This window comes from Agrobacterium sp. FDAARGOS_525, assembly GCF_003938925.1.
Lineage (GTDB): Bacteria > Pseudomonadota > Alphaproteobacteria > Rhizobiales > Rhizobiaceae > Agrobacterium > Agrobacterium pusense.
In genome coordinates, this window is record NZ_RKIU01000004.1 from 1,649,554 (window position 1) to 1,666,402 (window position 16,849).

Here is a 16,849-nt window from a genome sequence, read left to right on the forward strand (position 1 = left end):
CGGGCCGTTTTCGTTTCAGGAGCACATCATGCCGATGTTCACCATCGAGACCGCTTACCGGCTCCCGGCCTACCGGACGCGGACATACGAGGCCGACACGCCCGAGCTGGCTTGCCGGCTCGCCATCGAGGACGACGATCGGGATGGCGATGCGATCGCCTACGAGTCGGCCGGCGAGACCTACGTCACCGGCATCTGGCCCGGACCGGATGCGCCCCTCGCACGGTCATCCATTGCCGTTCCCTCGCAGTTCGCGGAGACGGACGCCCGGAAGATCGCGCAGTTCGAGATCGTTCTCGGCCTGCTGAAGATGCTGGTCGCAGACGTTTGCGCGAATACCGCCACGGAGAGGGACTGGATCTCGCGCGCCTCCTGGGAGGTCGCACGCGGCGAGGCGATCATCGCCGGCGCGCGCGATCCCGACCCTGCCGCCGATCTTCCCGGACGTCGCCATGTCCTGGCATGGCTTGAGGAAGATCGAGTTCGCGATCGCATCGCGACGATCCTCGCAACCGATCCGGACTTCGGCGGCCTGTCGCCCGACGCCGTGACCGACTGCGAGATCAGCTCGGCATGCCTGGCTGTCGTCAGATCGACCGCTCCCGACGACCGGACCGGCACGGCCGAGATCCGCGCGGTGCTCACCGCCCTCGGACCGGCATTGTGGCGCAACACCAAGGGAGGCCGGCCATGATGCACTCGATCTATGCCGATCTCGGCATCACGGTGATCGACACCGACCGGGCGGTCCTGCGGGCGGCGGCGCGAATGCTTCCCGCCTGGGTCCGCCGGGACCGCTGCAAACGCCTTCTGCGCCGCAAGTTCTACCGCGAGATGCTGCGCTGCCACGCCGCGGCCCAAAGCGGCGCGTGGCAGACCTGGCACTGAGCCTTCCCACCATCCCGTCAACCAGACCGGCCGTCGCGCCCGGTGCTTTCCCTATGGAGCTTCCCATGCCCAGATTTGTTGTCCGCAAGGGCCACGATGCCTTTGTCTATTACGAAACCGTCGTCGAGGCCGGCACGCCCGCAGAGGCGCGAAGCGTCGCCGAAAGCGTCCGCTACGATGGCGAATGGATCGCCACCGGCGAGGTGCAGGAGTTCGACGATTATGAAATCGACGAATCCACCGGCGTCCGTCTTCTCGAAAAGGGTGAGACGGTCGAGGCGTTCCTGATCGTCGCCATGACCGCCCACGAGCGCGATGCGGTGCTCGCCGGTCTTCGCACCCTTCAGCTCGCCCTTGTCAACGGGCCGCTCGATCCGGTGTTCCTGGACATCTACAACAACGACGGCGCGCACGCCGGGCTCGATCTCCCCGAGATCGACGCGCTGTGCGAGCGCATCAACGTGTAGGTGGCCGCGATGTACGCCACCTATCTCCGTCTCGCTGTTCCCGTGTGGGAACGCGGCCGCACGGTCGTCGGGGCGGCGCGGCGCAAGCTGTCCCGCTCCGCCCTGCGCGATCCCGACAGGCGGGACGCGCGCAAGCGCTTCTATCGCAAGATGCTGCGCCACCACGCCGAGGCGCAACGCCTCGTCGCGCGCTTCCGCCTCTGACGCCTGCGTCTCCCCGATCGCAATCCCCATCCATCGCCCGGCCATCGCGCCGGGCGTTCTCGTTTCAGGAGCCTGACATGGCCATTCCCGATCACGCCCGCACCAACTTCAACACGCTTCTCCGCGCCGCCGGCGACGGCAATCTCGCACTCATGGAGTGCCTGGATGCCGTCACCGGCGAGCGCCGTTACGTCCTTTGCGCCGTCGGCCGCGCGGAGGACGGCGATTTCGTCATGACGCCCTTCGGCCATCTGGCCGATGGCAATCCCTACGACGCCTACCTGCCGCCCGATCCCGACGATCCGGACGGCTTCATCGCCAGGTCGGGCGAGGGAGCCGCGTCATGATCACCGTCGACGAGATACTGGCGGCGGACCTTCGTTGCCCGCCCTCGCAGCGCTCGCTGCCCTGGCCCGAAACGCGCGATGGCGTCACCGTCGTCGTCGAGCCGAAGCCGCATTGGGCCGCCGACATGACGGCCTTCCGGCTTCAGGATCGGTCCTATTGCTACTACGCCGACTGGACCGAGAACGGCCCGGCCGCGCGCTTCTTCGATCACCCCGAGACCTGCGGCCGCGAGGTGATGGCGAAGGCGCGCGACATGCTGGTGCGGGAGATCGCCGGCGGCCTCTGGCGCCTGTGAGCGAGGGAGAGAAGGGACGGGGCCTGGACGGTTCGGGGCGGTTGAAGAGAGAGCGCCGCCCGGACCTGTCTCCTTCCTCTCTCCGGAGAACCAGGCCATGACCCTTCAAGCCACTGCCCGCCAGACCGCAACGATCGTAGCGGACGATTGCCGCGAAACCTTCCTGCCGACCCTGTTCGGCCTGCGGCTCCTCATCATCGCGGAAAACACCGTCTATCATGTGATGGAGCGGCTCAGCCCCTATGACTATCGCGGGGGCTTCTGGAATTTCTACGAGTATGGGGGCCGCCCGCTGTTCCTCGCCCCCGCGTCGCGATCGCCCATGCGGATCGAAAGCGGGCTCACCGAGTTTCGCGGCGAGGTGTCGGCCGAGGCCGCCGGCATCATCGCGACCCTCTTCGTCCTCTCGAACCTCGCGCTGCGCCACGATTCCGACCATCTGGCGGAAGCCTACCATCGCCTCGCAGCCTATTCGAAGGGACATGCCGAAGCTTCGGCTATCTTCGCGGCGATCGACTGACTTGACCGGGCGCCTCGCCTCACGGCGGGGCGCTCTCGTCGTGTTCGCGATGGCCCGTTCGGCGCGGCGGGGGCGGCCGTCCTACCATTCGCCCTTCTGTCCTTCGGCGGCATAGTCGAAGCGCAAGGTCCACGGCCTGACGGGCCGATGGTCATCCGTCCGCGTCACGCGCAGTCGCGACATCCTCGGCACGACGGTCGGTGCGGTGTCGAAAACGACGGGGATCGTGTAGACCGCCTGCGCCTGCCGGTTCTGGTAGCGGGCCTCCGCGCTGACGATGATCGCGGGCGCGATGTCCCAGAACTCCGACAGGGCGGCGAGGAGAAGCGCGATCGCGATGATGCAGGCACGGAAGGCGGTCGAGGTCGACCAATGCCCCTCTCCGAAATCCGGCAAATCGGACGTGATCGTCGATGCCGCGAACGCCAGGATGATGAGCCAGTAGAATCTCGGCGCACGCGGAAGCAGCCATGTCCTCACGAGCTTAATCCTTCCAATATCGCGGTTGTTTCGGGATTTGCGCAAGCAAACCGGCGCAAAATCCAGCCCGCTCAATTGTAGATCAAAGCCGTCGTCTCAACGAGGTGACGGCCGGAAACCTCCGGCGGCGAACGGCTGCTCTCGGCGATTTCGCGGAAGCTGTGAGAGGAAGAGAGGGGCCGGGACGGATTTGAGCCGGTGCGGTCGAGAGAGAGCGCTGCGCGGCTCGTTTCCGTCCACTCTCCCGAGGTTCCCCATCATGAACATGATATCCGCAACCGCGGCCGCCGAGGTCGCCGCATCGCTTCCGCCCGTCGCTGCGTCCGCCACGCCCTCGGCGATCGTCGTTGCCGCGCAGATCCTCCTTTCTGACCTCGAACGCGGCCAGCGCGTCGACGCCACCATGCTGCGCGGCGCGATGGAAACCGCCTTCGGCGGCTCCGACACTGCCGGCGCCTGGGACTGGAAGACCGCCTACGAAGCCTGCGAGGTCGCGACCGTCCTCATGCTGCGCAAATACGGAAAGCCGCTTTTCCGCAAGGCCGGCTCCGCCGCCGCGGTCCTGCCGCAGCTTTCCAAGATCGCCGGCCTGATGCCGACGCATACGCGCCGCTCCGAGGAGGCGCAGACCTTCCAGCAGTTCTCCACCCCGATCCCGCTCGGCCTGGCAGCCTCGTTCGCCGCAGCCATCACGCCGGCCGACCGCGTGCTGGAGCCCTCGGCCGGAACCGGGCTTCTCGCCATCCTGGCCGAGATCGCCGGCGGCTCGCTCCTGCTCAACGAGCTGGCCGACACCCGCGCCGATCTTCTCTCCCACCTCTTTCCGGCCCTTGCCGTCACGCGCTTCGACGCGGCCCAGATCGACGATCACCTCGACCGGGCTCTCCTTCCGACCGTCGTTCTCATGAACCCGCCTTTTTCGGTGATGGCGAATGTCGAGGGCCGCATGGCCGACGCCGCCTTCCGCCATGTCGCCTCGGCGCTGGCGCGCCTTGCGCCCGGCGGCCGGCTGGTGGCGATCACCGGGGCGAATTTCGCGCCGGACGCACCGGCCTGGTCCTCGGCCTATGCCCGTCTGCAGGAACGCGGCCGCGTCGTCTTCTCCGCCGCGATCGACGGGTCGGTCTATGCCAAGCACGGCACGACCATCCCGACGCGGCTCACCGTCATCGACAAGCTGCCGGCGGACGATCCGACCGCGTTCCCGACCGCGCCCGGCGTCGCGCCGGACGTCGCCACGCTTCTCGGATGGCTGGCCGAGCATCTCCCGGCCCGCCCGCCGGTCGACCCTTCCATCGCCGTGCCCATGGCCGCGACCGCCGCGCCCCGGACCGTGCGCGCCTATATCAACCGGGCGGCGAAGGCCGCGCCGGCTGTGGCGCATCGCGAGCCGGAGGGCGTTCCGCTCGCCTATGAGACGGTCGACTGGAAGCCTGCCCAGGCCGGTCGCCTGTCGGATGCGATCTATGAGGAATACGGTCTCCAGACCATCCGGATTTCCGGGGCTTGCGCGCATCCCACCCAGCTCGTCCAGTCGACGTCGATGGCGAGCGTCGCCCCGCCGAAGCCGAGCTATCGCCCGATGCTGCCGGCGGACGTGCTCGGCCTGCTGTCGGACGCGCAGCTCGAAACGGTGATCTATGCCGGCGAGGCGCATTCCGACTTCCTCGCCGGCGCATGGACGGTCGACGACACCTTCGACAAGCTGAGCGCCGCGGCCGAGGACGCCAGCGGCGCCGTCCGCCTCCGCCAGGGCTTCATGATCGGCGACGGCACCGGCGTCGGCAAGGGACGCGAGTCGGCCGCGATCATCCTCGACAACTGGCTGCAAGGAAGGCGCAAGGCGGTCTGGATATCGAAGTCCGACAAGCTGATCGAGGACGCGCAGCGCGATTGGGGCGCGCTCGGCATGGAGCGCCTGCTGGTCACGCCGCTGTCGCGGTTCCCGCAGGGCAAGCCGATCACGCTGAACGAGGGCATCCTATTTCTAACCTATGCCACGCTGCGCTCCGACGACCGCGGAGAGAGGGTTTCGCGCGTCCGGCAAATCGTCGAATGGTTTGGCTCCGACGCCGATGGAGTGATCATTTTCGACGAGGCGCACCAGATGCAGAACGCCGCTGGCGGCAAGGGAGAACGCGGTGACGTTGCCGCCTCGCAGCAGGGTCGCGCCGGGCTGCGCCTCCAGCATGCGCTGCCGAACGCGCGCATCGTCTATGTCTCCGCCACCGGCGCGACCACCGTCCACAATCTCGCCTATGCGCAGCGGCTCGGCCTGTGGGGCGGCGAGGATTTCCCCTTCGCCACGCGCGCGGAGTTCGTCGAGGCGATCGAGGCCGGCGGCGTGGCGGCGATGGAGGTGCTTGCCCGCGACCTGCGCGCCCTCGGCCTCTACACCGCCCGCTCGCTCTCCTTCGCCGGCGTCGAATACGAGCTGGTCGAGCATGAGCTGACGCCCCAGCAGGTCCGCATCTACGACGCCTATGCCGCCGCCTTCGCCATCATCCATAACAATCTGGATGCGGCGATGCAGGCCGCCAACATCACCGGCGGCGGCGAAGGCGGCTCCGGCACGCTGAACAGGCAGGCGAAATCCGCCGCCCGCTCGGCCTTCGAAAGCGCCAAGCAGCGCTTCTTTGGCCATTTGTTATGCAGCATGAAAGCGCCGACCCTGCTGCGCTCGATCGCCGCCGATCTGGAGGCGGGCCATTCGGCCGTCATCCAGATCGTCTCGACCGGCGAGGCGCTGATGGAACGGCGGCTGGCGGAGCTGCCGACCGAGGAGTGGAACGACGTCCGCGTCGACATCACGCCGCGCGAATACGTCCTCGACTATCTCGCCCATTCCTTCCCGGTCCAGCTCTACGAGCCGTTCACGGACTCGGAGGGCAATCTGTCGTCGCGCCCGGTCTATCGCGACGGCCTGCCGGTCGAAAGCCGCGAGGCCGTCGCCCGACGCGACGCGCTGATCGCCAAGCTCGCCAGCCTGCCGCCGGTTCCCGGCGCGCTCGACCAGCTCGTCCAGCATTTCGGGACGGACATGGTTGCCGAGGTGACGGGCCGCTCGCGGCGCATCGTGCGCAAGCCCGGCGGCAGCGTCACCGTCGACCGTCTCGTCGTCGAGACGCGCGCAGGCGCCGCCAATCTCGCCGAGACACAGGCGTTCATGGACGATCAGAAGCGCGTGCTCGTCTTCTCCGACGCCGGCGGCACCGGCCGCAGCTACCATGCGGAGAAGTCGGCGAAGAACACGCGGCTGCGCGTCCACTATCTGCTCGAGGCGGGCTGGAAGGCGGACACCGCCATTCAGGGCCTCGGCCGGACGCACCGCACCAATCAGGCACAACCGCCGCTCTTCCGGCCGATCTCGACGAATGTGAAGGCGGAGAAGCGCTTCCTGAGCACGATCGCACGCCGCCTCGACACGCTGGGCGCGATCACGCGCGGCCAGCGCCAGACCGGCGGCCAGGGCCTGTTCCGGCCCGAGGACAATCTGGAGAGCCCCTACGCCCGCGACGCGCTGCGTCAGCTTTATTTCCTGCTGGTGCGCGGCAAGGTCGAGGGATGCTCGCTCGACCGCTTCGAGCAGGCCACCGGGCTGAAGCTGATGGACTCGAACGGCCTCAAGGACGAGCTGCCGCCGATCACGACCTTCCTGAACAGGCTGCTGGCGCTGACGATCGAGCTTCAAGGCGTGCTGTTCACCGCCTTTGAAGGGCTGCTGACGGCCCGCATCGAAGGTGCCATCGCGTCCGGCACCTATGACGCCGGGCTGGAGACCCTGCGCGCCGAAAGCTTCGTCGTCGTCGATCGCCAGACGATCTACACCCACCCCCGCACCGGCGCGGAAACCAGCCTGCTCACGATCAACGAACGCAGGCGCAACCGGCCGGTGACGCTCGACGCAGCTCTTGCCGAACTTGCCGATCCGCGCGCGAAGCTGCTCGTCAACGAGCGCTCCGGCCGGGCCGCCGTGCAGATACCAGCGAGCAGCGTCATGCTCGACGACGGCGAGATCGACCGCCGTGTCCGCCTGATCCGCCCGACCGAGGCGCACAACATCCCGATCCGCCTCATGGGCGGGACGCACTGGGCCGAAGCCGACCGGGATGCCTTCGCATCGGCCTGGGAAGCCGAGATCGCCGAGGTGCCGGAGTTCACCGATGCGAGGCTTCACATGGTTACGGGCTTGCTGTTGCCGATCTGGAAGCGCCTGCCCAACGACTCGACGCGCGTCTATCGGCTCCAGACGGACGATGGCGAGCGCATCATCGGCCGGCAGGTCTCTCCGGCCTGGGCCGCAACCGCGACCACGACCGGCGCCGCGTCGATCGCGCCCGACGACGCCTTCGCCGCCTTGATGGACGGCCGCACCATCCTCGACCTCGCCGAGGGCCTTCAGCTTCGCCGGGTGCGCGTCATGGGCGCGAACCGCATCGAACTGTCGGGCTTCGACGACACGATGCGCGAGCGCCTGACGGCTTACGGGCTGTTCCACGAGATCATCTCGTGGAAGCTGCGCATGTTCGTGCCGAGCGACGCCAGCGGCCCGGACGTGCTTGCCAGGGTGCTCGATCGCTGGCCGGTCGAGCGCATCGGCGAGCGGGAGGCGGCGTGATGCCCCGTCCCGACGCCTCCGAGCTGGCGATCCGCCTCGGCCATCACGCCGAAGCGGTTTGCCGCGAATACCTGTCGTCCGGCCGGCGCGCCGGACGGTACTGGCAGGTCGGCGATGCGCGCAACAGCCCCGGACGCTCGATGTTCGTGCGCCTGACCGGGCCGGAAACCGGCAAGGGCGCGGCAGGCAAATGGACCGACGCATCGACCGGGGAGCATGGCGATCTCCTCGACGTCATCCGCGAGGCGCTCGGCCTCGTCGACTTCAAGGACGTAGCCGAGGAAGCGCGCCGGTTCCTCTCGCTCCCGCATCCCGAGCCTGCGACGACGGGGGCACCGACCGGCAGGACCTCCAGCCCCGCGCCGTCGGGGTCGCCGGAAGCCTCGCGCCGGCTTTTCGCGATGTCGCAGCCGATCGGCGGCACGCTTGCGGAAATCTACCTCAACGGGCGGGCGATCACGTCCCTCTCCGGCGTCGCCGCGCTGCGCTACCATGGGCGGTGCTACTATAAACCGGATGCGCATTCGCCCACCGAGATCTGGCCGGCGATCGTCGCGTCCGTCACCGACCTCGACGGCAAGCAGACCGGCGCGCACCGCACCTGGCTTTCACCGGACGGTTCGGGCAAGGCGCCCGTCGATTCACCGCGGCGGGCGATGGGCGATCTTCTCGGGCACGGTGTCCGCTTCGGCGCCGCCGGTGAGGTGCTGGCGGCCGGCGAAGGCATCGAGACCGTGCTATCGCCCCGTCAGGTCCTGCCCCACATGCCAATGATGGCGGCGCTTTCGGCCGCACACCTCGCCGCCATCCTGTTCCCACTGAGCCTGCGCAGGCTCTATGTCCTCCGGGATCGCGATCCGGCAGGGGACGGTGCGCGAGACAGCCTGGTCGCCAGAGCAACGAGCCTCGGGATCGAGGCGATTTCCCTGTCGCCGAAGCTTGAGGACTTCAACGATGATCTGCGCTGGCGCGGCGTCGACGCCCTCCGGGCGACCCTGTTGGAGCAGGTTCATCCCGATGACGTCCGCCGTTTCGTGGAGGGCTGAGGCGATCGGCAGGGGATGCGGTGTGGATCAGGCGTCTCCACTTGCCGTCTCCCTTCATCATCGCAAGCGACCTTTGCTGTCGGAGAGCCCACGCCCACGGCCTTCTGAGAGGGCGATCGGCCCACAAACGGCCCGGCCGGGCAATGGCGCGGCGCGCGGCTATTTTCCGCCGGCGGGGCGAGCCCCGCCTTTGCAGCGCGAAACAAAATAGCCGGGCTTGGCCATCGAGGCCCTCGCGAGAGGCGAGGGCTGCCAGTCCGGTCCGCCTGTGGGCGTCGACGCCTGCGAAGGCCGCGATGGGCGCGGTCTCCAGACAAGGACGCTCACGATGACGAACGAAGACGAAAACGCAGGTTACGAGCCGATCCACACCGCATCCCCCACCGATCATGTCCTCAACGAACTCCAGCTCTACGGCTGGCGGCCATATCAGGACGAACCAGATCCGAGGCCGCTTCCGGAGGGCAATGCCGTCGCCGCAGCCGTCGCAGATATCTTCGATGCCCTCGTCGCGACCCTCGGCGACACCCGCCTCGAACCCGATCTCGAAGAGCTGCTCTGGGGAGCCGTCAATCTCTTCCACCGCGCCACCGGCCGGGTGGAGCGCGAGCTGGACGACAACGAGCGGGCGCAGCGCCGGTTTCAGACGGAACAGGACGGCAGCGAGGTGAAGTCGGTCGAACTCGAACGCCTCACGGCAGAGGGCCAGACCATGATCGAACGGCGCAACAGCATGGAACTCTTCCGCGATGTCGCCGCCGAAGCCTTCGAGCACCACACCGGCAGCGCCTGGAGGCCCCGCACCGGCTCGAAGGTCAGCCATCGCAATCTGACCGCCGCGATGATCGACTCCAGAGACTACCTTGCCGCGAAGCGCCGGGCTGAGAAGGAGGTGCTGCTGCCCGCCGGTCCGAAAGTTGCCGTCTCGGGCGGAACCGACTTCAACGATCATACCCTGATCTGGGCGAAACTCGATCAGGTTCGTGCGAAGCACGCCGACATGGTGCTCATCCACGGCGGCGCGAAGACGGGCGCGGAACGCATCGCCGCCCGCTGGGCAGCCAGCCGCAAGGTGCCGCAGATCGCCTTCGAGCCCGACTTCCAGAAGTATCCGGCAAAGCAGGCTCCCTACAAGCGTAACGACACGATGCTGGAAGTCCTGCCGGTCGGCGTCCTCGTCTTCGGCGGCGGCGGCATTCAGGGAAACCTCGCGGACAAGGCCCGCAAGCTCGGCATCCCGACCATGCAGTTCGAGGGCGGCGCGTAAAGCGCCGCCTTCCGGCAACCCTTCACCGGCCGAATACTTGACTACGGGAGATGATGATGGCTTTGATTGAACATCCTTGCAGAACCGGCACAGCAGCATAGTCGCAGGCGGAGCGTATTCACCGGAAGCCTGTCGTGATCCTCAACCGTTCATGCGGAGGCTTCCATGTCGCTGATCCTGCTCGCTATCTCCCTGACCATCATGCTCTGCATCATCGCCTATAATCTCGCGATCTATGCACTGCCCTTCATGGTCGGCCTCACGGCCGCACAATATGCCTGGGCCGCCGGCGCGGGCCTGTTCATGACCGGCTTCGCCGCCATCGCCGCCGCCCTGGGGGCGATCGCGCTGGTGATCGGCGTTCTCGGCTTCGCGAAGAACCCGGCCCTGCGCCTGATCGCACTCGCGATCTTCGCAGTTCCCGCCGCCATTGCCGGCTATGCCCTTGTCCACGGCGTTACGAAGAATGCGGTCGACTCTGCGATCGTGCTCAATCTGCTCGGCGGCACGGGCGGCCTGTTCATCGGCATCGCCGCCATGGTCAATCTCAATGCCCTCGGCGTCTCGGTCTTCTCGCGCTGATCCGGCATCGCGATCCGCCGCTCCCAGGACAAACTGAGGCGGCTTGCGCCGCCCGCCCTTCGGCCTCCCGCTCAGAACGCGATGCAGCGTCGGCGCCGGTCGGCCCATGCGCCCGCTTCGGGTCTGCTTCGCCCGGTCAGGAGCGGCCGATCATCGGCATGAGCCCGCAGGCCGCGAGCGTCTTTCGCCCGCTGGCCAACTCCCCTCGTGTCGTGAAGGCTGGCCGCGACCACCTTCATTTCCGCCTCGCCACGATGCTAATGGACCGCACTGCCGGCCGTCGAACCGGGGGACGCAGCGCCGTTCCGTGCCTTCAGCACCCGTCAGCCCTCTTCATTGCCTTCCCGGAGGCCCATGCCCTCCGAGCAGCGAGACGCGGGTGGCCGGAAGCGGATGATGGAGGTGTCGTCCCGGCGGCGCGGAATCATCGGGCCTGACGTTTCGCTGTTGCCGGCGAGAATGGCGATGGTCTGCCGTGCGTCTGATCCCGTGTGCGTTCAGAGGCACCAATCCCTCCGACTGACTGATCCCCTAAGACCGTTCGGTTTCCGGCCGCAACCCACGCGGCTCCGGACCGTGTTGCCGCGCAAGCGCGGCTGCCCGCCCCACTCCGGGCCTTATGGGCGAGCTGCCCGCGAGCGTGCAGTTGCAGGCGTCTCCCGCCGGCCTTGGCCGGGTCTCGTCGGAGGGATGGTCCCTCCGAGAAGCAACGGAGACTTACAATGCAGAACATCGTCATTCTCGCCGGTAACATCGGTCAGGACCCCGAAACCCGCACCACCCAGGGCGGCACCCGGATCACCCACTTCACGTTGGCCACCTCGCGCCCCCGCTACTCTGAAGGCAAGGTTGTCCGGGACGAGAAGGGCTACCGGGTTCAAGACACTGAATGGCACCGGATCACTGCCTTCAACGGCCTCGGCAAGACGGTCCAGGACTATTGCAAGAGCGGTATGAAGGTGCTGGTTCGCGGCCGCATCCACTACACGAAGTGGAAGGACCAGGAAGGCAACGACCGCTACGGATGCGAGATCATCGCCGAGACGGTCGATTTCCTGAGCCGGGCAAAGCAGACCGAAAATGAGCGGGGCGGACAGACCGACTACGACGACGACATCCCGTTTTGAGCGGGAGGCCCAAGGCCCGGCGGCGCAAGCCGCCGGGTTTCTCCATGTTCGCGACCGATCGCGCCGCCGGAAGATTTACCGGCCCGAACCGCCCCGCGCTGCGGCGCGACGGTCCGAGGTCTTCGCCGGGGCATCGGGCAGGTCCAAAAACCGGCATCCACTTTTTGGCCCGATGCTCCCCTGATGAAAGGGGGGGCGGAGCCGCCCCTCTCAAACTCACCCCGAAGGGTCAGGGCAAAGCCCCGCCCCCTCCAGCTCCCCCACCCATGAAGGGGGTGCGACACCCCCTCCAAACCACCCCGGCCCATACGGACGCGGCCCCTGTCGGGGCCGCGGGCTATCTCTCTCTGACTGCGCATTGTACGCCAGCCCATCCGGCCTCAAGGACTGCGCGGCCCCTCCAATTTTCGACTCCGTTCCTTGCTAGGCCCGGATCAGAAAATCGGTTCCTCCGCTTGCCGCACGGCGGCCGCGTTCCGCGTTCCCTGACCCCTCTGTGCTGAGGCGTGGACACCTTTCGTCAGAAACGAAAGGAGACTTAGAATGTCCAAGCTCGATTTCCTCGACTTCCATGCGAAGTTCATCGCCTTCGGAAATCAGGTTCGTGCGAACCGCGCCGAGTGCGACACGCGCTTTGCCGAGGTCGTCCATGACCGGCTCGCCGATGCGCTCGAGCAGCTTGCCGGGTTCTGCCGGGAAGGCCATCGGGCGGAAGCGTTGCTTCGGACCGAAACCGATCCGGCCGCGCGCGAGGCCCTGGAAATGACCATCGACTTCTGCGTCGGCGATCTCGAAACCAGCGGCGGCGGCTTCTATCCCTGGCATCTCCTGGATTGCATCGATCCGGAGATAGACTGGGGCGGCTACAGAGATCCGGTCGCGGAAATGTGGTGCCCTCGTCCGATCCCGGAGAGCTTCACGGTCAGCGACGAGCACCTGTGCGGCCTCGGCGGGATCATCCGGCGGATCGCGGCCGATACCGGCATCCGCTTCACCACCTATCTCTACTACGACTGCATCGGGCCGGACGGGGCGGCGGGCATCGAACCCGCGATCTACGAGACCCCGATCAGAAACGACAGATACCGATAGTGCCGGAGAGGCGGCGGGCGGCGGCAACCGCCTGCCGCCTTTGCGACGTCCTGGCTGCAAAGCCGAGCGGATCGACCGCTCGACCTTGCTCATGAAAGGGGGGCAAGCCACCCCTCTCAAACTCACCCCGGAAGGGGCAGGGCAGAGCCCCGCCCCCTCCAGCTCCCCCACCCATGAAGGGGGTGAAACACCCCCTCCAAACCACCCCGGCCCATACGGACGCGGCCCCTGTCGGGGCCGCGGGCTATCTCTCTCTGACTACGCATTGTACGCCAGCCCATCCGGCGTCAAGGACTGCGCGGCCCCTCCAATTTTCCTCCGCCGGCCAGAGGCCGACTCCACAAAATCGGTTCCTCCGCTTGCCGCACGGCGGCCGCGTTCCGCGGTCCCTGACCCCTCTGTGCTTGAGGCGTGGACACCTTTCGTCAGAAACGAAAGGAGACTTGATATGTCTGATTTCCACTATGTCGAACTCTATGCGAAGTTCGCAGGCTTCCGAATCATGGTGCTTGCCAACCGGCTTGCCTGCGACGACGATTTCAGCCGCGGCGCTCACGACAGGCTGGTGGCCAAGCTCGACCAGCTCATCGACCTGGCGCGCGGGACGCTCGCCGCTCAGCATGCGCTGGCGCTGAACCCCGATGGCCCCGATGCAGACGATCTCGGCGAGCAGATCTGGGGCGCCGGGCAGGACCTCACCTACAACTGGCGCGAACCGGACGGCATCGATCTTCTTCATTGCGAGGTTCACGTTGATTGGGCCACGAAGGAATACTATGACAGCCGCACCGGGACGTGGCGCTTCCTCGACGGCTTCCCTCCGCCGCGCGTCGAAGTCGGTGACGACCGACTGAACGGCCTTTGCGCCATCCTGCGCCAGATCGCCGCCGAGACCGGCATCCGGTTCAATACCTACACCACCGATCCGGCCTTCGAGGACGAAGAGCAGGACGGATGACGTCATCAGGCGACAGGCGGCTTCGGCCGCCTGTCGCCTTTCCGTTGAGCCGGGAGCCAAGGCCGCCGGTTCGACCGGCCGCCTTTGCTTGCGAAAAGAGGGCGTTGCCCCCTCTCGCGCTCTCCCCATGAAGGAAGGGCAAGCCCCTCCTTCAAACATCCTCCCATGGGGAAAGGGGACGGTTCCCTCCTCCCTTTCCCCAAACCCCTTTCCCTCTCCCGGAAGCCGCTTTCCGCTGCGCCCTGAGCGGACTACCTCCGCGCAGGGGAACGCAGCCCTGGCATTGATCATTCGCCGCGATGGCGCGAATCCGCCCGGCAGAACGGCGGGTGCGCAGCTTCGTTGCCGACGCCGGACCGAGTGAGGCGCCCGATCACCCGTCGCGTGCTCGGCCTGGCGGTGGCATCAGGAAGGCGTTCGAGGCTCGCGGTCGGACGCCACCCTGCTCTTGAATGCTCCACTCTGGTTTCGCCATGCCCTTCCACGATCAACCCGTGAAGGGTCCGCTACGCAATGCGTGCGGCCTTTGCCGGCGCAGCCTGCAAGGTGATCGCGGCCATGCCGAAACATTTCGGGAGCCTGTCGAGCGGAGATGGTCCCGCTCCCGCACAGGAGCCGAGAAATGTCCCTTCCAGATGCAAACGCCTACGCCTTCAGCCTCGCCTCTACCCTGATGGTCTCCATCGTCATCTTCCGGGCCGGGGATGGCACGATGGCCGTGATGCCCTTCGCCGAATATGACGGCGACGAGGATGCGATCGTCGGGGAGATCGACCCGTTCGCCTGATCCGGCCAGGGGGCGCTCGCCCTCTTTCCGGCTCGCCGACGGGAAGGCACCACATACCGGGCGAGCGTGGCGCACGGCGACCGAATCAGTTCGGCCTAACCTATAGAGAACCCGTGAATTTCACTCGATTACCGCTGGCTCTTTTTGCCAAGAGCGACTAAATTAGTCGTAGTTCTGGCGTGCGCATTCGTGGCTGTAGGAGGTGATCATGCATGATCACCGCCCGACAGTCGCGGGCCGCGCGCGCGTTGCTTGGATGGACGCAGGAGACGCTCGCTGACAAGGCCCAGGTTTCCCTGACCGCGCTGAAGCGCCTTGAGTCCGAGAGCGGCCTCAAGGTCTACGAAAGCACGCGGGATCAGGTGCGCCGGGCTCTCGAAAACAACGGCATCATGTTTCTGAGCACCGATCAGGGTGAGGGCTTGATGCTTGTTCGGCCGAAACAACAGCACCGCAAAGAATACTGATGCCGCTATTTCCTTCTGAAGCAAACCTTCCTTTGTCATTCTGCCATGCCGGGCTGGCACATTGGCGGCGCGCTGGAGCGCAATCCCAGGGGACAAGCCATGATCGGACCCTGCCGTGACCGACAACGCCTTTCTCGATGCACCGCCGGATTGCCCGGAACTGACACCCTACGACCGCAAGAACATGAAGCGCTACTTCCGCCTGCACGACTCGGCTGCGGACGGCGCGTGCTGGCGGGAGGCGGTCTCGATCCTGTTCGGCCTCGACGCGGACAGCGAGCCTGAACGCGCGCGGCACGTCTACGACACCCACCTGGCGCGGGCGCGCTGGCTGACCGAGCAGGGCTATCGCCATCTCGTGCGCGAAGGATACCGGAAATAAGCGATCACCGTGATGCCTGCGCGGCAACATCCGTTGCCAGCGATCGGGCTTCCGCGAGCAAGCGGCAATTGTAATCATCACTCCTCTGCACGCCCTAATTCTACGACTGCGAGGAGGAGGCGATGAAACCCGACATATCGCAGTGGCGATCTTCCTCCACCTACGACTTCCTGGACGATATCGACTCCCCTGACATCGCCTGGGAGTGGCTTCGCCGCAATGCGAAATATCAGGGCGACTACCGGGCCGTGGCGGACGCGGCGGTCGACGATACGCCTGCCACCGTAGACCTGATCAACAACTGGGGGCTTTGCTTTCCCCGTCCGGCCCGGCCTCTCGGCCGTAGAAACGCCGGTATTCTGGCTGCCCGGCCACGACACCGGCGCTCTCGTCCTCGCCGCCACGCCGCCAATCCTTTCCGGCGGACTTGATCTCTCGGCCGCGCTCGGGTCGGCCGAGGCCAGAGCGAGCGACGACGGCGAATATTTCCGGTACGACCTCGGCGGCGGCCGCTACCTCAATCTCGTACGCCTTTCCGGCGCTGACGCCGGCGGACCGCTCTCGATCGTCATTCCGATCGATACGGACGGGCTCGACCGCGCCGATGCCGTCCAACGCCTGTTCAGCCGGCTGTTGCGGCGGCGCGTGCCGGAGGACCGGCGTCTGACCCGCCAGCAACGCCGGCGGGCGCGGCACATGCTCCAGGCTGTCGATGGCCGCATGAACGGCGCTACCTACCGCGAGATCGCGGGCGTCATCTACGGACAGGCCCGGATCGCCGACGAGCCCTGGAAGACGTCGGCCCTGCGCGATGCCGTCATGGATCTCGTCAAGGACGCCTTCTCCATGATCGAGGGCGGCTATCTCAGCCTCCTGCGCCGGCGCCGGCGCAAATAATCCGGCGTCGGGCCAGGGGGTGCGATTTTAGCATCGCCATCTTCGCACTCCCCCCTGCCGTTGCTTCTTCGCCACCGTGGCCTTCGACCGCCGCTGACCATCAGCGGCCTCGCGAACCCCACGGAGGCCCGATCATGACGCCCGACATTTCCGACCTGCCGCCACGCTATCTTCGCACGCCCGAGGCCGCGCTATACCTCGGCCTGTCTGGCCGGACCCTCGAAAAGCATCGCACCTACGGCACCGGCCCGGCCTATCGCAAGCTCGGCGGCCGCGTCGTCTACGCGATCGACGACCTCAAAGCCTGGGCCGAGCGGGGCGCTGTCACCTCGACCGCCGATCCACGCGGCTCGGTCTTGCCCGCCAAGCGCCACGCTTCCCTGGTGTCGCCCGCCTACAACGGCGTGCGGCGGCATCGCTGAGG

The 16,849-nt window shown here is 66.9% G+C and carries 21 protein-coding genes; 20 read left to right on the plus strand and 1 reads right to left on the minus strand.

Annotation, left to right across the window (positions count from 1 at the left end; all coding sequences use genetic code 11):
* The first annotated feature begins 28 nt into the window (after window positions 1–28).
* The 7 genes from EGT36_RS24070 to EGT36_RS24100 all read left to right on the plus strand — a co-directional run bounded on the left by EGT36_RS24070 (window position 29) and on the right by EGT36_RS24100 (window position 2,722).
* Window positions 29–694, plus strand: a complete 666-nt coding sequence (locus EGT36_RS24070) for a hypothetical protein (RefSeq protein WP_024897973.1) — start codon at window positions 29–31, stop codon at window positions 692–694.
* A complete protein-coding gene (locus EGT36_RS24075; protein ID WP_003497264.1) occupies window positions 691–888 on the plus strand; it encodes a hypothetical protein in 198 nt (65 codons plus the stop codon). The genes EGT36_RS24070 and EGT36_RS24075 overlap by 4 nt, the downstream gene beginning before the upstream one ends.
* A gap of 65 nt (window positions 889–953) precedes the next feature.
* Window positions 954–1,355, plus strand: a complete 402-nt coding sequence (locus EGT36_RS24080) for a hypothetical protein (protein WP_024897975.1) — start codon at window positions 954–956, stop codon at window positions 1,353–1,355.
* A 9-nt stretch (window positions 1,356–1,364) separates the two neighbouring features.
* Window positions 1,365–1,559, plus strand: coding sequence for a hypothetical protein (locus EGT36_RS24085; RefSeq protein WP_024897976.1), 195 nt, complete (start codon window positions 1,365–1,367; stop codon window positions 1,557–1,559).
* 77 nt (window positions 1,560–1,636) lie between these two features.
* Window positions 1,637–1,906 (plus strand): DUF6117 family protein, encoded by a 270-nt coding sequence (locus tag EGT36_RS24090; RefSeq protein WP_003497260.1) that lies wholly within the window; start codon window positions 1,637–1,639, stop codon window positions 1,904–1,906.
* Complete coding sequence (locus EGT36_RS24095; protein ID WP_003497258.1) at window positions 1,903–2,202, plus strand: hypothetical protein; 300 nt, start codon at window positions 1,903–1,905, stop codon at window positions 2,200–2,202. Before EGT36_RS24090 ends, EGT36_RS24095 begins: the two co-directional genes overlap by 4 nt.
* A gap of 97 nt (window positions 2,203–2,299) precedes the next feature.
* The gene (locus tag EGT36_RS24100) at window positions 2,300–2,722 is read left to right on the plus strand and encodes an antirestriction protein (protein ID WP_003497256.1); all 423 of its coding nucleotides are present in this window, start codon (window positions 2,300–2,302) and stop codon (window positions 2,720–2,722) included.
* 81 nt (window positions 2,723–2,803) lie between these two features.
* Here EGT36_RS24100 and EGT36_RS24105 read toward each other — a convergent pair whose 3' ends face one another.
* On the minus strand, window positions 2,804–3,202 hold the full coding sequence (locus tag EGT36_RS24105; RefSeq protein WP_003497254.1) for a hypothetical protein: 399 nt from the start codon (window positions 3,200–3,202) through the stop codon (window positions 2,804–2,806).
* A gap of 259 nt (window positions 3,203–3,461) precedes the next feature.
* On the opposite strand from EGT36_RS24105, the gene EGT36_RS24110 reads away from it, so the two are divergent.
* The 13 genes from EGT36_RS24110 (at window position 3,462) to EGT36_RS24165 (ending at window position 16,847) form a co-directional block, all read left to right on the plus strand.
* Entirely contained in the window at window positions 3,462–7,820 is a 4,359-nt protein-coding gene (locus tag EGT36_RS24110) for a strawberry notch family protein (RefSeq protein WP_003497253.1), read from the plus strand.
* The gene (locus EGT36_RS24115; protein WP_003497251.1) at window positions 7,820–8,866 is read left to right on the plus strand and encodes a DUF7146 domain-containing protein; all 1,047 of its coding nucleotides are present in this window, start codon (window positions 7,820–7,822) and stop codon (window positions 8,864–8,866) included. Before EGT36_RS24110 ends, EGT36_RS24115 begins: the two co-directional genes overlap by 1 nt.
* 328 nt (window positions 8,867–9,194) lie before the next feature.
* Entirely contained in the window at window positions 9,195–10,133 is a 939-nt protein-coding gene (locus tag EGT36_RS24120; protein WP_024897978.1) for a DUF2493 domain-containing protein, read from the plus strand.
* A gap of 165 nt (window positions 10,134–10,298) precedes the next feature.
* Window positions 10,299–10,715: a hypothetical protein gene (locus EGT36_RS24125; RefSeq protein ID WP_003497248.1), complete on the plus strand. Its 417-nt coding sequence runs from the start codon at window positions 10,299–10,301 to the stop codon at window positions 10,713–10,715.
* A gap of 722 nt (window positions 10,716–11,437) precedes the next feature.
* On the plus strand, window positions 11,438–11,842 hold the full coding sequence (locus tag EGT36_RS24130; RefSeq protein WP_003497247.1) for a single-stranded DNA-binding protein: 405 nt from the start codon (window positions 11,438–11,440) through the stop codon (window positions 11,840–11,842).
* Window positions 11,843–12,385: 543 nt separating this feature from the next.
* Entirely contained in the window at window positions 12,386–12,934 is a 549-nt protein-coding gene (locus EGT36_RS24135; protein ID WP_035242850.1) for a hypothetical protein, read from the plus strand.
* Between the two features lie 448 nt (window positions 12,935–13,382).
* On the plus strand, window positions 13,383–13,892 hold the full coding sequence (locus EGT36_RS24140; RefSeq protein ID WP_003500079.1) for a hypothetical protein: 510 nt from the start codon (window positions 13,383–13,385) through the stop codon (window positions 13,890–13,892).
* Between the two features lie 622 nt (window positions 13,893–14,514).
* On the plus strand, window positions 14,515–14,679 hold the full coding sequence (locus EGT36_RS30665; RefSeq protein ID WP_167666299.1) for a hypothetical protein: 165 nt from the start codon (window positions 14,515–14,517) through the stop codon (window positions 14,677–14,679).
* A 212-nt stretch (window positions 14,680–14,891) separates the two neighbouring features.
* Window positions 14,892–15,146, plus strand: coding sequence for a helix-turn-helix domain-containing protein (locus EGT36_RS24145; RefSeq protein WP_003500086.1), 255 nt, complete (start codon window positions 14,892–14,894; stop codon window positions 15,144–15,146).
* Between the two features lie 115 nt (window positions 15,147–15,261).
* Window positions 15,262–15,528: a DNA -binding domain-containing protein gene (locus tag EGT36_RS24150; RefSeq protein ID WP_003500087.1), complete on the plus strand. Its 267-nt coding sequence runs from the start codon at window positions 15,262–15,264 to the stop codon at window positions 15,526–15,528.
* Window positions 15,529–15,650: 122 nt separating this feature from the next.
* Window positions 15,651–15,959 (plus strand): transcriptional regulator domain-containing protein, encoded by a 309-nt coding sequence (locus EGT36_RS24155; RefSeq protein ID WP_174005926.1) that lies wholly within the window; start codon window positions 15,651–15,653, stop codon window positions 15,957–15,959.
* Between the two features lie 145 nt (window positions 15,960–16,104).
* Window positions 16,105–16,425: a DUF2285 domain-containing protein gene (locus EGT36_RS24160; protein ID WP_255411965.1), complete on the plus strand. Its 321-nt coding sequence runs from the start codon at window positions 16,105–16,107 to the stop codon at window positions 16,423–16,425.
* A gap of 134 nt (window positions 16,426–16,559) precedes the next feature.
* Window positions 16,560–16,847: a helix-turn-helix transcriptional regulator gene (locus EGT36_RS24165; protein WP_003500089.1), complete on the plus strand. Its 288-nt coding sequence runs from the start codon at window positions 16,560–16,562 to the stop codon at window positions 16,845–16,847.
* The last annotated feature ends 2 nt before the right edge of the window (window positions 16,848–16,849 follow it).